The sequence below is a fragment of the Microbulbifer jejuensis genome, assembly GCF_047289955.1.
GTDB lineage: Bacteria > Pseudomonadota > Gammaproteobacteria > Pseudomonadales > Cellvibrionaceae > Microbulbifer.
In genome coordinates this window covers 59,016-74,182 of the sequence record NZ_JBLBUB010000014.1, presented here as the reverse complement: position 1 = coordinate 74,182, position 15,167 = coordinate 59,016, and the positions used below count along the sequence as shown (strand labels likewise).

At 59.7% G+C, this 15,167-nt stretch carries 15 protein-coding genes; 5 read left to right on the top strand and 10 right to left on the bottom strand.

Going from position 1 to position 15,167, the window contains the following annotated elements; genetic code table 11:
• Positions 1-2: 2 nt before the first annotated feature.
• The 4 genes from ACL7TT_RS10845 to ACL7TT_RS10830 are packed head-to-tail and all read right to left on the bottom strand — an operon-like array spanning position 3 to position 2,669.
• Entirely contained in the window at positions 3-545 is a 543-nt protein-coding gene (locus tag ACL7TT_RS10845) for a pilus assembly PilX family protein (protein ID WP_413395346.1), read from the bottom strand.
• A gap of 16 nt (positions 546-561) precedes the next feature.
• The gene (locus ACL7TT_RS10840) at positions 562-1,644 is read right to left on the bottom strand and encodes a PilW family protein (protein ID WP_413395344.1); all 1,083 of its coding nucleotides are present in this window, start codon (positions 1,642-1,644) and stop codon (positions 562-564) included.
• A gap of 10 nt (positions 1,645-1,654) precedes the next feature.
• Entirely contained in the window at positions 1,655-2,092 is a 438-nt protein-coding gene (gene pilV, locus ACL7TT_RS10835; protein ID WP_413395342.1) for a type IV pilus modification protein PilV, read from the bottom strand.
• Positions 2,093-2,102: 10 nt separating this feature from the next.
• Positions 2,103-2,669 carry a GspH/FimT family pseudopilin gene (locus ACL7TT_RS10830; protein ID WP_413395340.1) on the bottom strand — a complete coding sequence of 189 codons (567 nt, stop codon included), beginning with the start codon at positions 2,667-2,669 and terminating at the stop codon, positions 2,103-2,105.
• Positions 2,670-2,865: 196 nt separating this feature from the next.
• Here ACL7TT_RS10830 and ACL7TT_RS10825 point away from each other — a divergent pair, with 196 nt between their 5' ends.
• Positions 2,866-3,378, top strand: coding sequence for a GspH/FimT family pseudopilin (locus tag ACL7TT_RS10825; protein ID WP_413395338.1), 513 nt, complete (start codon positions 2,866-2,868; stop codon positions 3,376-3,378).
• Positions 3,379-3,418: 40 nt separating this feature from the next.
• On the opposite strand, the gene ispH is transcribed toward ACL7TT_RS10825, so the two are convergent.
• From ispH to murJ, 6 genes are all read right to left on the bottom strand, one after another.
• Positions 3,419-4,351: a 4-hydroxy-3-methylbut-2-enyl diphosphate reductase gene (gene ispH, locus ACL7TT_RS10820; protein ID WP_413395336.1), complete on the bottom strand. Its 933-nt coding sequence runs from the start codon at positions 4,349-4,351 to the stop codon at positions 3,419-3,421.
• Positions 4,352-4,395: 44 nt separating this feature from the next.
• Positions 4,396-4,836 (bottom strand): FKBP-type peptidyl-prolyl cis-trans isomerase, encoded by a 441-nt coding sequence (locus tag ACL7TT_RS10815; RefSeq protein WP_299944329.1) that lies wholly within the window; start codon positions 4,834-4,836, stop codon positions 4,396-4,398.
• A 6-nt stretch (positions 4,837-4,842) separates the two neighbouring features.
• The gene (gene lspA, locus ACL7TT_RS10810) at positions 4,843-5,370 is read right to left on the bottom strand and encodes a signal peptidase II (RefSeq protein WP_299944331.1); all 528 of its coding nucleotides are present in this window, start codon (positions 5,368-5,370) and stop codon (positions 4,843-4,845) included.
• Positions 5,363-8,167, bottom strand: coding sequence for an isoleucine--tRNA ligase (gene ileS / locus ACL7TT_RS10805; RefSeq protein WP_413395333.1), 2,805 nt, complete (start codon positions 8,165-8,167; stop codon positions 5,363-5,365). The genes lspA and ileS overlap by 8 nt, the downstream gene beginning before the upstream one ends.
• Positions 8,168-8,216: 49 nt before the next feature.
• Complete coding sequence (gene ribF, locus ACL7TT_RS10800; protein ID WP_413395331.1) at positions 8,217-9,200, bottom strand: bifunctional riboflavin kinase/FAD synthetase; 984 nt, start codon at positions 9,198-9,200, stop codon at positions 8,217-8,219.
• 111 nt (positions 9,201-9,311) lie between these two features.
• A complete protein-coding gene (murJ, locus tag ACL7TT_RS10795) occupies positions 9,312-10,922 on the bottom strand; it encodes a murein biosynthesis integral membrane protein MurJ (protein ID WP_413395329.1) in 1,611 nt (536 codons plus the stop codon).
• 165 nt (positions 10,923-11,087) lie between these two features.
• Here murJ and ACL7TT_RS10790 point away from each other — a divergent pair, with 165 nt between their 5' ends.
• From ACL7TT_RS10790 to ACL7TT_RS10775, 4 genes are all read left to right on the top strand, one after another.
• Complete coding sequence (locus tag ACL7TT_RS10790) at positions 11,088-11,225, top strand: hypothetical protein (protein WP_299944339.1); 138 nt, start codon at positions 11,088-11,090, stop codon at positions 11,223-11,225.
• Between the two features lie 120 nt (positions 11,226-11,345).
• Positions 11,346-12,068, top strand: coding sequence for an OmpA family protein (locus ACL7TT_RS10785; RefSeq protein WP_413395417.1), 723 nt, complete (start codon positions 11,346-11,348; stop codon positions 12,066-12,068).
• A gap of 194 nt (positions 12,069-12,262) precedes the next feature.
• Positions 12,263-12,952, top strand: coding sequence for a proteobacterial dedicated sortase system response regulator (gene pdsR / locus ACL7TT_RS10780; RefSeq protein ID WP_413395327.1), 690 nt, complete (start codon positions 12,263-12,265; stop codon positions 12,950-12,952).
• Between the two features lie 59 nt (positions 12,953-13,011).
• Positions 13,012-15,042: an ATP-binding protein gene (locus tag ACL7TT_RS10775; protein WP_413395325.1), complete on the top strand. Its 2,031-nt coding sequence runs from the start codon at positions 13,012-13,014 to the stop codon at positions 15,040-15,042.
• Positions 15,043-15,167 lie beyond the last annotated feature (125 nt).

Sequence of the window (15,167 nt, the reverse complement as noted above, 5' to 3'; positions counted from 1 at the left end):
ACTCAGGGTCTATAAGTGGATTGCAATATGACGACAGCATTTTCTGTACCGCCCACCCCCCGGCTGGTTATCCGGTATGTGGGCGTTGGTTGCAGTTTGCCCAGACTTTCCATATCAATACCACTGCCATCTGCGCTGCTGTTGGGCAGTTGTGGAGTCACCCGCTCAATCACATAGACCGGCTGTTTGGCCACCTCTTGAAGCCCCAGGTTTGTTGAGATGGAAGCCCCCTCCCAGGTATACCCCAGCCAGAAGCCGCTGTTGGTTGCCCCCGCCATATCCTCCACCTGCCCTGCGGTATTGCCGTCAAAAGTCATGGTTTTGAATGTGGTGGATACACTGCTTTCCCCCGCTCGCAGAGCCGCTTCCGCGGCTTGGAAGGCCAGTTGTCGGTCGCGCATATTGCCCGCCATCAACTCCTGCATACCACTGCCGCGCATCGCTGCCAGGCCGATAAATGTCATCAACAGCAGGATGATCAGGCCCACCAGCAAGGTGGCCCCGCGCTGCGGGTGCAGCGTTGAAAAAGTGGATGATCGCTGCATAGTAAGAAGCCTCCATTCAGGGTAAAAGACCGCGAATTGCCACGGTCGTGCTAAACACCTGCCGCAGGCGCCGGTCACCGGGATCATCTACCGGAACACCATTGAACGTGTATCCCTGCGGCTCCTGCAAGACATTGTCCTCTGTACTGGCCACTAGCAGCTCCAACCGTACGCTGGACACGCCTCCCCACTGGTCCGCCGCTACCTGGTGCGCCGGGCGATAGGTATCCGGCGCTCCGTTACTGTCCGTATCCAGGCCATAAGTCAGTTGCATATCTTCAACCCCTTGCAATAACTCCTGAGCATCATCGTTGACTTGCCTGAACAGGCTCGGGTTATTAGAGGTACCATTGGCGATATAGTAAAAAATATTTTGGACCGTCAGTATCTGTGCATCCTCACCAAAATTCTGCCCCTCATCGATATCTTCCCCACCCCAGGTTGCAATCCGGTTTCCCGGATCAAACAAGTTGTCGTCCGTGTGTTGGACTCCGATCTCGGCACTGGCGGCGGAGCCGGTAAACCCGGTGGCCTGAAAAACCCGCACACTGTCGCAACTCGCCACTGCCAGAATGTCCCCTGCACAGAGGCCGCTGTACTTATCTGTCTTATTTGTGCCGTTGCTACAGCCATCCGTCTCAATACCGGTATTTTCTATAAACAGCTGGGTTGGGTCATTGAGGCGGGCGATGCCCACATTGCGGCCGCTGGCACTGCGGATTAAAAGTGCATCGGTCCCTGCCAGCATTTTGTCTGGATATCCGGCTTTCACTTCCGAGGCATCCTTGCCGTCCAATGCCACTTTGTAGTTATATTCCCGTACGGCCGCAGTTTGCTGCTTGAGGTAGTTGTTAAAAATAGTTTTTTTCAAACTGAATGAAGTTACATTCAAACATCCCATATGGCCGGCCATACGAATGTCTTCACTCATAAAATCCATTGCCAGACGGCCGGTTTCCTGAACCCGGGACATGGCCTGCTGGGTGGTAAAAGTCAATTTGCTGGATAAAAAAAGCTGTACCACCCCCGCCATCAGTACCAGGCCAACGGTGATGGAAACCATCAGTTCTACCAGGGAAATGCCCCGTTGCTTAAACATACCCGCCCCTCTAGATCCGCGTCATATACTGAAACCTGCTCACCTCGCCATCGCCATCCGCACCGGTGGCATCCTGCTCCCCCCACTGAATTGTTACCGTGCAAACACCCGCTGCATCGCATTCAATGCCACCGGTTCCCGCCGGCAACCGCTCTGCAAGCAGCCCCCGCCACTGCGCCAAATCCCTGTTGACCAGATTGCCGGATGTGGTGGGCGCCTTGGCATCCACCGCTAAATCGTAAGCGGCCCTCTGATTGCGATTTGCCCGGATGCGGTCGAATAAATCATAAGCCAGCACATTGGCCTGGGAACGCATATAAGCACTGTGGTTATACTGCAAGGCGCGGTTTTGCAGGGCGGCCAAACCCAGCAGGGAAGTCGACAGGATCAATACCGTGACCATCACCTCAATTAAGCCAGCGCCCCGTTGGCCAGTGAGCAGTTTCATATTTTCCTCTCTAGCAGTCCGATTTCGCGACTGAAATTACCCCTGCACCACCAATCGTGATGTCGCGCGCGCTCCTCCCGGTACAGTCGGATATTTTTGACTCGAACCCCACTGGGACAAAGCGCCCCAAAGCACCCAATCCGGTAAAGCGGATAAACCGCACCGCCCCTCCCTGCTCGTCGTCGACGGTAATTGCGGCTTTGTCATGCTCTATCTCCTTGACCCTAAGCACCTGCCCTACAATAGGCGCTGCACCATCCGAGGCCGCGGCATCCACAAATACAATCCAGCCACTGGACCAGGTATTCGCCGCTGTACAGCCTGTACCGTTATCACTTGCACAGATAGATACCCGGGCGCCGCGCTTCACCGCTTCGCTGCGGGTAAAGTTCAAGGCATTGGTCAATGCTTCCGACAAAGCCACAGAGCGGTTATTGTTGATCATGTCTGTAAAGCTGGGCACCGCAACGGTAATCAAAATGGCCAGGACGGCCAGGGTTACCATTAGTTCAATCAGGGTAAACCCCGCCTGCGGGCTGCGCGCCTTGGGTCTGTTACCGCCTTTCTGATACTGCATTTTTTCTTCCGCCCAGTGAACAAAACCAGGGTTTAGTTTGCTGCCAGTTGCCTGGATACACGGCCATCGCAACGATATAGTGGGAAAATTAGCACGCCGCGCCGCACCCGCTCCATTGCGGGCCGACCAGCGGTGCGTTCAACGGATTCAATGGTTTTTAAGTTGAGACCTGTGTCAAAAAACCCGGAGAAGGGGCATGACTCGACAGGGCTTTACACTACTCGAACTATTAACCACCCTTACCGTCCTATCCATGCTCTTATTGATAGGGCTGCCAGGTTTTACCCAATGGATCCACAGCACCCGGCTGGAGGCTGCGACCGAAGCGCTCCTTGCTGGTGTACAACTGACACGCTCCAGTGCCGTTATGCGTAACCAGCGGGTAACCATGCGCAATCCGGGCAACTGGGCGTCAGGGTGGGAGGTCTTTGTCGACTTGGACAATAACGGCGCGCGCGGCGGTGGAGAACCACTCATCGTGAGCCGTGGCGCACAGGCGGGCATTCGCGTAATCGCAAACAGACCGGTCAGGGATTACATTTCCTTTGTGGGCACCGGTGAGAGCCGTCTCGCAGGCGCGCCACTGGGCGGCTTTCAGGCCGGCACCCTGCATGTTTGCGCCCTTGACGGCGACAGCGGTTACGCGCTGATTTTAGCGCCTGGCGGGCGTATGAGAATGGAAAAGGCCGGTGCGGAGCCTTGCGCCTGATTCTGTCACCAAAATCGGCCGCGTGAATGGAATTGCCGCCTCAGCGCAACGCCTTCGGCAGGGAAAAACGGATATTCTCCTCGCGCCCATGCATCTCTTGCGGCGCGTTGGCACCCAGCTGCTGCAGTCTGGTGATTACTGCCTGCACCAGCACCTCGGGGGCGGAGGCGCCGGCGGTGATTCCGATGGATTGCTTTCCCGCCAGCCAGCCGGCAACGATATCCCCGGCACCGTCGATCAGCTTGGCATCGGCACCGCAGCGCTGGGCCAGTTCCCGCAGGCGGTTGGAGTTGGAGCTGTTGGGGCTGCCCACCACCAGTACCAGGTCGCATTCCAGCGCCAGCTGTTTGACCGCATCCTGGCGGTTCTGGGTGGCATAGCAGATATCGTCTTTGCGCGGCCCGCGAATATTGGGAAAACGCGCCCGCAGCGCATCGATCACCCGCAGGGTATCATCCATGGACAGCGTGGTCTGGGTGACATAAGCGAGATTATCTTCGTCCTTGACCTGCAACCTGGCCACGTCCCCCGCATCCTCCACCAGATAGATGGCACCGCCGCCGGCGCTGTTGTACTGCCCCATGGTGCCCTCCACCTCCGGGTGCCCGGCATGGCCAATCAGTACACACTCCGTGTCGTCGCCGCTGAATTTGCTGACCTCAATATGTACCTTGGTAACCAGGGGGCAGGTGGCGTCGAAGACGCGCAGGCCGCGCCGGTCCGCCTCGCGCTGCACGGCCTTGGACACACCGTGGGCACTGAAGATAACAATCACACCCTCGGGCACTTCCGACAGCTCGTCCACAAACACGGCGCCGCGCTTGCGCAGACTTTCCACCACGAACTTGTTGTGCACCACTTCATGTCGCACATAGATAGGCGCACCAAACACATCCAGGGCACGATTCACGATATCGATCGCGCGATCGACGCCGGCACAGAAACCGCGGGGATTGGCCAGTCGGATTTGCATCTTTATTGCTGTACTCCGGTTGCGCGTTATGGATGGATTCAATCCTATTGAATCGAATCCACTGCAATGATCTTTACGTGAAAGTTCAATGTCTGCCCGGCCAGGGGGTGGTTGAAATCGACGGTAACCTCGTCTTCACCAACCGCGCGGATCACGCCGGGCAATTCGCCGCTGCCATTGTCGAAGGACACCACCAAGCCCTCTTCCAGCACAATATCCGGAGAGAAACTGTCGCGGCGCACGGTTTGCACATTGGCGGGATTGCGCTGGCCAAAGCCCAGCTCCGGGGGAATTTCAATTTCAGCCTCATCGCCGCTTGCAAGGCCGAACAGGGCCTTTTCAAACCCCGGCAGCAGGCTGCCATCGCCGACACTAAAGGCGGCGGGATCCCCTTTAAAGGTGGTATCCACCTCTGTGCCATCTTCCAGCTTCAGGCTGAAGTGCAGGGTGACACGGCTGTGCTCGCCGATAACGCCATTACTCATAACTGGTTAAACTTCCGCGTTATTTTTGGCTTTTCCACGGTCTTTTTCCGCAAAAAAGACCAGTTCAATGACCAGCATGGCCGCGCCGATACTGATACCCATATCCGCCACATTAAACACCGGAAAATGCCAGTTGCCGTAGTACACGGAAATAAAATCCCGCACATACCCCAGCAGGATACGATCCCAGAGGTTGCCGAGAGCGCCGCCCAGTATCAGTGCCAGGGCACAGGATTCCCAGCGCTTTACGGCGGGCAGGCGCCATAACCAGATACAGACGACAATACTGAAACCGAGCGCTATAGCGCCAAAAAACCAACGCTGCCAGCCACCGGCATCGGCGAGGAAACTGAAGGCGGCGCCGTAGTTTTCCGCATAGGTAAACTGCAACAGCCCCGGCACAATGTGTAGCACCGGACCCTGCATAAACCTGTCCACAGCCCACACCTTGGTGGCTACGTCGAGGACCACTAGCGCCAGCGCCAGCCAGTACCAGCGCCAGGGATGGCCCAGAAGAAAATTGGCATTAGGCATAGTGCCTCACCTCACCTTCGCCCACCAGGTTCTCTACACAACGCGCACAGATATCCGCGTATGTGCTGTTTTCCCCCACATCCGCGCGGTAGTGCCAGCAGCGCGCGCACTTGGGATGATCCACTTTACGCACGCTCACCTTGAGGCCCGCCATCTCGGTGGCCTCAGCGCCGGCGGCATCGCTGAGCAGCTGTACGGAAGTGGAGGAGCAGATCAATACAAAGCGCAGCTCCTCTTCCAGCGCCAGCAGTTGTTCGCGCAGTTTATCGCTGGCAAACAGGGTCACGGCAGCCTGCAGTGAACCGCCAATCACGCCCGCCGTGCGCTGCGCCTCCAATACCTTGTTGACCGCAGTTTTCACTGCGGCAATGGCTGTCCAGTAGTCCGGACCCATATCGTTCCCCGCCGGTAGCCTGGGCAGTGGATACCATTCTTCGAGGAATACACTGTCCGATTTGGCCCCGGGAATAAACTGCCACAGTTCTTCTGCTGTAAAACTCAGAATAGGCGCAATCCAGCGTACAAAGGCCTGCACAATATGATACAGGGCCGTCTGCGCCGAGCGGCGTGCCGCGCTGTCCGCTCGGGTGGTGTACTGACGATCCTTGATGATATCCAGGTAAAACCCCCCCATTTCCACCACACAGAAGTTGTGCAATTTCTGGTAGATCTGATGGAACTGGTAGTTGTCATAGGCGGCCAGAACCTCATCCTGCAGGCGCGCGGCCTTGTCCAGTGCCCAGCGATCCAGCGCCAACAGCGCGTCTTCAGGCAGCAGGTCCCTATCCGGGTCAAAACCCGTCAGGTTGGACAGAAAAAAGCGCGCCGTGTTGCGCAGGCGGCGGTAGGAGTCCGCTGTGCGCTTGATAATCTCCTCACTGACCGCCATCTCACCGTTGAAATCGGTCGCCGACACCCACAGGCGCAATACATCCGCACCGAGTTTGTTAATCACATCCAAAGGGGCGACGGTGTTGCCGATCGATTTCGACATTTTGCGGCCCTCGGCATCCACGGTAAAGCCGTGGGTCAGCACCTGTCGGTAGGGGGCACAATGATTGATGGCAATGGACGTCTTCAGGGAGGACTGGAACCAGCCCCGGTGCTGGTCGGACCCCTCCAGGTACAGATCCGCGGGGAAGCGCAGGTCTTCGCGGCGCTCGAGCACCGCGTAGTGGGTCACACCGGCGTCAAACCAAACATCCAGGGTATCGGTCACCTTTTCGTACTGGTCCGCCTCATCACCGAGAAATTCGCGCGGGTCCAGTTCGAACCACACGCCCATGCCCTGGGCGTCGACCCGCTCGGCCACTTGATCCATCAGCGCCGGAGTGTCCGGGTGGATTTCGCGGGTTTCCTTGTGCATAAATAGGGCGATGGGTACGCCCCAGGTACGCTGGCGCGAAATGCACCAATCCGGACTGTCGTCCAGCATAGCGTCAATACGGGCTTTCCCCCAGCCGGGAACCCACTGCACCTGATCGGCCGCTTTCTCGGCCTGCTCAAGCAGATCGCTCTGCTGCATGCTGATAAACCACTGGGGGGTCGCGCGGTAAATCAGCGGCGTCTTGGTGCGCCAACAATGCGGATAACTGTGCTCCAGCTTGCCCCGGTGCAACAGTCGTCCGCGCGCTTGCAGCAGGTCGACAATCCTGTCGTCCACCTTGTACACATGCTCGCCGGCAAACAGTGGCACCCCATCCCGGTATACCCCGTGGTCGTCGATGTAGTTGAGGGTGTCGATACCGTAGCGCCTGCCCACCTGGAAGTCGTCCGGGCCGTGATCCGGAGCCGTGTGTACACAACCGGTACCCGCCTCTGTGGTGACGTGATCACCAAGGGCGATCGGCAGCAGCTTGTCGTAAAAGGGGTGGTGCACTTTCAGGTGCTCCAGCGCAGCACCGCGGATTTGCCCGACCACTTCACCGGCAAGACCCACACGGGCCAAAACGGCCTCTTTCAGTGCTTCGGCCACCAGCAGACGGCCCTCGCCGGTCTGCACGACCACATACTCCAGTTCGGCATTGACGGAAACCGCCTGGCTCGCAGGCAGGGTCCAGGGGGTTGTGGTCCAGATCACGACCGACAGGGGGCCGTCCCCCGCATGGCCGCCGGCGGCATCGGCAATGGCCAATGCGGTCTCTTCGGTGACCGGATAGCAGACATCGATGGAGTAGGAGACTTTATCCAGATACTCGACTTCCGCTTCCGCCAGGGCAGAAGCGCCCACCACACTCCAGTACACCGGTTTGAACCCGCGCGCCAGGTGGCCATTTTTTACCACGCGCCCGAGCGCGCGGATAATGTCCCCCTCAAACTGGTAATCCATGGTGCGGTAGGGGTGCTCCCAATCACCGAGCACCCCCAGGCGCTTAAAATCCTTCTTCTGTCCCTCTACCTGCTTGGCGGCATAATCGCGGCATTTCTGCCGGAAGGTTTTGGTGTCCACCTTGGTGCCAGCCTTGCCGATCTTCTTCTCCACCCGGTGCTCGATGGGCAGGCCGTGGCAGTCCCAACCAGGCACGTAAGGCGCATCAAAGCCACTCAGGGTTTTCGACTTGACGATGATATCCTTGAGGATCTTGTTGAGAGCATGGCCAATGTGAATATCGCCATTGGCGTAGGGCGGGCCATCGTGCAGGATAAACTGCTCGCGCCCGGCACGGGCTGTGCGGATTTTTTCGTAGAGCTTTGTTTCCTGCCATTGCTTCAGAATCGCCGGCTCGCGCTGCGGCAGATTGCCGCGCATGGGGAAATCGGTCTCGGGCAGGTTAAGCGTTGCTTTATAGTCAGTCATTGGCGGTCTACTTCGGCTCTAATAGCAATAGAATGCGTGTCTTTTCAACTTATCGGCGGCGATGCGCGTTCAGCGCAAGCCAGTGTTTGGCCTCTTCAATATCCCGGGCGATACGGGCTTTGAGGATATCCAGTGAGGCAAATTTTTCCTCGTCGCGCAGTTTGTGACAAAACGCCACTGCCAACTCACGCCCGTACAGATCGCCACTGAAATCAAATAGATTGACTTCCAGTAATGGCCGCGCATCCGCCCCTTCAACGGTCGGGCGAAATCCCATATTGGCCACCCCGTCTATCTCATTGCACCCGGCGACAAGCGCTCTGCCATCGGTCGCGGTAGTGCGCACGATGTACACTCCCACCAGCGGAGAGCGGTAGCGGTGCAGGCGCACATTGGCCGTGGGTGCGCCCAATTGACGACCCAGAGCGCGGCCGGGCACGACCCTGCCGGTAATCCGGTAGGGGTGCCCGAGCAAAGCCTGCGCCAATTCGAAATCCCCCCGCTGCAGCGCCTCGCGAATACGGGTACTGCTGACCCGCGCGCCGCGAACTTGCAGTGTGGCCGTGTCCTCTACCGTAAAACCGCTCTGCGCCCCCATCGTTTGCAGCAGGCGGTAATCGCCACTGCGATCACAGCCAAAACGGAAATCATCGCCCACCACCAGGTGGCGAATACCCAGCCCCTGCAACAATACGCGGCGAACAAACGCTTCGGCGCTGAGGCTGCGCAGAGTTTCGTTGAACTGCAGGCACAACACCCGCTCGACACCGGCATCGAACAGCGCCTGCACTTTTTCTTTGAAACGCATCAGGCGCGCGGGGGCTTTCTCCACGGAAAGGAACTCGTGGGGCTGGGGCTCAAAAATAATCGCCACTGAAGGCAGACCCAGCGCCTGCGCGCGCTGATTCAGTTGCGCAATCATCGCCCGATGGCCCAGGTGCACACCATCGAACGAGCCGATCGTCGCCACGCTTCCCCAATGGCGGGGGCGCAGGTTGTGCAACCCGCGAATTAGTTCGCGCTCCCGGGCCAAAGCGACCTTCCCATGCTGATTAAATCGAGCCGCACAGTATAGCGGATTCCAACGGGGCGGCCAGTGGCCGCTGACTCCGCGTGATCATGCCCCTGCACACCACCCGCAACACTAACTGGTCGCACGGAAATGCCCGGGGCGCAGACCCGACGCGAACAGGACCGCAACATAAGTCAGCCCGCCAGCGGCAACTACCAGACTCATACGCCAGGCCCGACCAGACCAGGACCAATCGCCCCACGCTGACCAGAAGTACAATGCGCCGAGCAATACCCCCACCATCGTGAGGTTCGCCAGCAACAAGCGCAGCAGATAAACCCTCCAGCCCGCCTCTGGCTTGTAGACATCATCCCTGCGCAAGCCCCGGTACAACAACCAGGCGTTGATCCCGGCCTGGCAGGCGGTGGCCAGGGCCAGGCCCATATGGCCGAGCTTGAAAAAGTGGTTCAGGGGGATAACGAAGAGCAGGCTCAACACCATCTTGGCGGAAATCGCGATCAGCCCAAAACGCACCGGCGTATAGGTATCCTGCCGGGAGAAATAACCCGGTGCCAGCACTTTAATCAGCATAAAGGCCAGCAGGCCCAGGGCGTAGGCACGCAGGGACCAGGCGGCCATCTGCATATCCCTCGGTTCCATGCGCCCGTACTGAAACAGGGTGGTGAGCAGGGGTTCGGCCAGCACGATCAGGGCCACAGCTGCGGGCAGCGAGATCAGGGTGACACTGCGCAGGGCCCAGTCGAGTGTATGGCGGAAGCGGCGCGGGTCGCCGTCGTTGTGCTGGCGAGAGAGGCTCGGCAGTATCACCGTGGCCACCGCAACCCCGAATACCCCCAGGGGCAGCTCGGTCAGGCGGTCCGAGAAATACAGCCAGGATACGCTGCCACTGGGCAGAAAGGAGGCCAGCAGTGTATCCAGCACCAGACTGATCTGGGTGACGGAAACCCCGAAGAGTGCCGGCCCCATCAACCGCAGTATCTTGCGCACACCGGGATCACTCCAGTCCCACCTGGGCCGCGGTAGTAACCCTTCCCGGGCGAGGAAGGGCAACTGGAACAGCAGTTGCGCCACACCGGCTGCCAGGACCCCCCAGGCCAGCGCCATGATGGGTGGATCAAACCAGGTGCTGGCCACTGTCGCGGCCGCTATCAGCATCAGGTTGAGCAGAACCGGCGTCAGTGCGGGAATGGCAAAACGGTCGAAACTGTTGAGCGTGGCACCGGTAAAGCCCGCAAGGGAAATCAACATCAGGTAGGGAAAAGTAATTCGCAGCATATCTGCGGCAAGATCGAACTTCTCCCGCTCACCGCCGTCCCACCACCAGCCGAAAGCAAAAATACCCGCCACAACCGGAGCGCATATCACACCCAGCAGGGTAATCAGCAGCAGTACACCGCCGAGGGCACCGGCGACGCAGTCATTCAACGCCCGGGCTGCGGCCACGCCGCCCTTCTGGCGGTATTCCGACAGCACCGGCACAAACGCCTGGGCAAAGGCGCCCTCGGCAAACAGCCGGCGAAAAAAATTGGGAATTTTAAACGCGACAAAAAAGGCATCGGCGGCATCTCCGGCCCCGGCAAAACGGGCCAGGGCTATATCCCGCGCCAATCCGGCAACCCGTGACAACAGGGTCGCAGCGCCCACGACAGAGCTGCTGCGCAGCAACCTGGATGCACCGGATCTCTCAAGGGGTTGTTCCCGAACTGAGGATGGCTGAGGCAAAACATCGGCTCCTGGGGATAGGTGAAGTTTGTTGGCCGGCCAGTCTACCGTAATTTATCTGATTACAGGACGGCACAGAGGCGCTGCGACGGAAGACTCGCGAGCCTATAATAGTTACGAGCTGGTCACGCGTCCCATGGAAGCGGCGGCGCTGGGAGATAAAGGATGACCATCAACGCTTTGATTATTGCTCTGGCACTGGCGATCGTGCTCTACATTGCGGTGATGCGCGGGCCCCGTCCCCGGCGCATCCGTGTCAACGTAGAGGCACCGCGCGACCAGCGCTACCGCCGCCTCCAATAAGTGGGCGGCCGCGCCCGGTTGCCACATTTCGTCACAATTGCGCTGTAGTTTGCCACTACGGCGCCACGCCAGTGCCTCCTTGCGGCTTTTTAATACCACTCAAGCGGGCCGGTTACACAGCTGGTCCAAAAGAGCCAAAGAAAGCCTCCAAGGAGCAGAACAATGAAAAATGCATTGATGGTCGCCACCCTGAGTTCCCTGATTGCCGCCAGCGCCCAGGCACAGGAACACCGTGCATCAAAACTGACACCGGCCAAACAGGCCACAGTCTTTACCAGCGCCGCCGTCGCCGGTGCAGCGGTGGGCGGGCCGGTCGGGTTTATCGCCGGAGCGCTCGGTGGCGCTTGGCTCGGCGAACAGATCAAGCAAGCGGAAGAGACAGATATGCTGGCAACACAATTAACCGAGAGCCGTGCGGAGCTCAACAACCTGGCTCAACAACTGGATGCAGCCCGACTGTCCGCAAACAATGCCGGCCAACTGGATTCCCTGCAATTCCAGCTGCTGTTTACCACCGGAGAAGATGAAATTCAGGAAGGGCAACGGCAACAACTGAGTGCCATGGCCGATTTTCTCAAGCGCCACCCACACCTGCAAATCCATCTGGAGGGACACGCCGATCCGCGCGGTAGCGATGGGTACAACAATGTGCTGTCGGACCAACGCGCCCTGAGTGTTGAGCAGGCGCTGGTATCCCTGGGTATCGACCCCATGCGTATCAGCCGCCGCGCGATGGGCGCCACCTACTCCCAGGCGCCCCGCGGTGATGTGGATGCCTACGCGATGGAGCGCCGGGTGGAGATTCGCTTTTCTCTGCCGGAATCCACCGCCGGACGTTTCTAACCGGCTGTTGAACGGCAGGTTGTCAACAACCTGCAATACAAGCCCGGTGGCAATGGCGGATCGCAAATCCGCTTGGCCCCGCCCCCGCGAAAATACCCTGCTGTACCTGCGGGCGCTTTGCGCCCGCCTTTTTGCTATTTATTAACGCTTTCGTGCATGATTCCCCGCATATAAGGAAAAAGCCGGAATCTGTCATGAGTGCAACTATTGCCATTGTCGAAGACGAGCACGCGATCGCCGCAAACTATCGCGATGCCCTGCGCCGCAACGGTTATCGCGTCGACCTGTACAGCGCGAGAATCGAGGCCATGGCGGCCTTCCGGCAGCGCCTGCCGGACCTGGCGGTTATCGATGTGGGCCTGGGCAGCGAAGTGGAAGGCGGCTTTGAGCTTTGTCGGGAGTTGCGCGCCATAGCACCCAGCCTGCCCATTCTGTTTCTCACCGCCCGGGATTCCGAACTGGATATTATCTCCGGTTTGCGCCTCGGTGCCGACGACTACCTGACCAAGGATATTTCCCTGCCCCATATGCAGGCGCGTATCAATGCCCTGTTGCGTCGGGTGGATGTTCTGCGCAACCAGGGCGGGGATGGCGAAACCCTGACCCAGGACAAACTCGAACTGGATATATCAAAACTGCACTGCCACTGGGGCGGGCAGCCAGTGGATCTCACTGTCACCGAATTCTGGATAGTCCACGCGCTGGCCAAGCGACCGGGCCATGTCAAATCCCGCAGCCAGTTGATGGAGGCCGCCCAGGTTGTTCTGGATGACAATACCATCACCTCACATGTAAAACGCATCCGCCGCAAATTCCAGGCGCTGGATGGCCAATTCAATGCGATAGGGACAGCCTACGGCATGGGCTATCGCTGGCAGCTGTAACGCTTTTTCCCCTTTGCGGCGGCGCCCACCCGGCGCCAGAACCGCCACGAGCACACCCGATGAAGCTACGTCGCCAACTTCTGCTTGTCAGCCTCGTTGCCCTGGCCCTGCCCTGGGCCGGCTGCCAGTACCTGCGTCAGGTGGATGCAGCCCTCGCCCAGGGGCAGTTGCAGGCACTGGAGGCCACTGCGGCAGCCGTCGCCGCACGCCTCGCCAGTGCGCCGCAGCTCATCGCCCCGGACCCACTGCGCCACGCCCGCCCCCCGGGTGCCCAACTCTACCTCAACCCCTTGCCCCAAGCGCCCACCGTAGATGGCTACGGAGACGAGTGGCGCTCTCTGGCACTGAAACCCAGGGCATTGCTCGACGCACAGCGCTCACCACTGGCGCAGGTCACCCTGGGGCAATTTGGCCAGCGTGTGTTTCTTCTGCTAACCGTCAGCGACCGCACACCGGCCTATAACGATCCCCGCACCGGCCTGCTCTCCGCAGGGGATACCGTCGAGCTGTATACCGGCAACCGGCATTACACGCTACCTGTGGCGAGCCAGGGCGCGGCCAGCGCCCTCTGGCACGATCCCAGGGCCGGCCGCTACGAGCGCGAGCTGCGCCTGCACGGACGCTGGACCAGATCCCCCACTGGTTACCAGTTGGAGCTGGCCCTGCCCTATGCACTGACGGGTGGCGCCCTGTCGATTCAGGTCCGGGATCGCGCCCGCAGCGATGGCGGCGCACCGGTTCACACAGCCAGCACACTGCCCGCAGATGGGCTGCCAGGCCACCTGGTAGGCCCTCTGCCGGATTTGCACTCAGAGCTGGGGCACTTCGTCCGCCCCGGCCTGCGTTTGGCGGTGGTGGACAGCGAGGGCTTCCTGCTCGCCAGCCATGGGCAGTTGCAAACCAACGACAGCGGCGGGCAGCCAACGCCCTGGTTGCGCAACTGGATTTACCGCAAACTACTGGCACAGGGAGATCTGCCCCCTTTAGCAGACAGCGGTCTGCCACCGGGTGCCGGTGTGGATCGCAGTCCCTGGCGGCAGTGGTTTGGTGGCCCCCTGCAGTCTCGCATCGGCGCCGTCAGCGTGCCGGTGATCACCCGTGCCGACGACGTGGTCGAACGCCCACTGCTGGGGCAGGTATTGGCACTCCAGTCCGGCGCTGCCATGCAGTCTGTGACAGAAGGGGCGGCCCACCGCCTGTGGCTGATCAGTTGTGCCGCCGCTGCCACAGCCCTGCTGTTTTTACTGGCCTATGCCAGTTGGCTGTCCTGGCGTATTCGCAAACTGCATCGCGCAGCCCGCACCGCTGTGGATGCTAGCGGCAAACTGCGTGACGATTTCCCTGTGTCCCGCGCCGGTGATGAGTTGGGTGCCCTGAACCGCACCTTTGCCAGCCTGTTGAGAGAACTGGATCAATACCACCAGTACCTGCGCACCCTGGCCGGCAAGCTGTCTCACGAGCTGCGCACGCCCCTGGCCATTGTGCGCTCTTCCCTGGATAACTTGTCTGAGGGAAACCTGGACGAAAACAGCCGCCGCTATGCCAAGCGCGCAATGGACGGCAGTGCGCGCCTGTCGGGGATTCTCAACAGCCTCTCCGCAGCCAGCAACCTGGAAGCCAGTATCCACCAGGCCGAGCGGGAACGTTTCGATTTGGCGGATTTCCTTAAGGTGATGGTGCAGTGCTACAGCGACGCCCACCCCAGCTTTCATTTTCGCCTGGACATCTCCCCCGGCGAACTGATCTGTCACGGCGCACCGGAACTGCTGGCACAGTTACTCGATAAACTGGTGGACAACGCCTGCAGTTTTGCCCCCGAAGGCAGTGAAATACAGCTCTCTGCGCACACCGGGCGGGAGGGCTACACCCTGGCTGTCAGTAATAACGGCCCATTGCTGCCCGGTGGCTCTGTGCGCAAACTGTTCGACTCCCTCATTTCGGTGCGCAAAAGCGGCGACAACACCAGTCACCTGGGCCTGGGGCTGCATATCGCCAAGCTGATCGCAGACTTTCACCGCGGCAGGTTGAGCGCCTGTAACCGCGCCGATGGCAGCGGCGTGGTGTTCCGCCTGGAACTGCCGGCCCGGTGACCAGTGGCGGGGCCCTTCCCACCCACCGGGATGCACCCAACTATGGTTGACAAACAACCAACTGTGGGGATAATGTCGCGTCCCGATCGGGCCCCAGGGCCTGTTAGTTACAGATTCAGGATTCC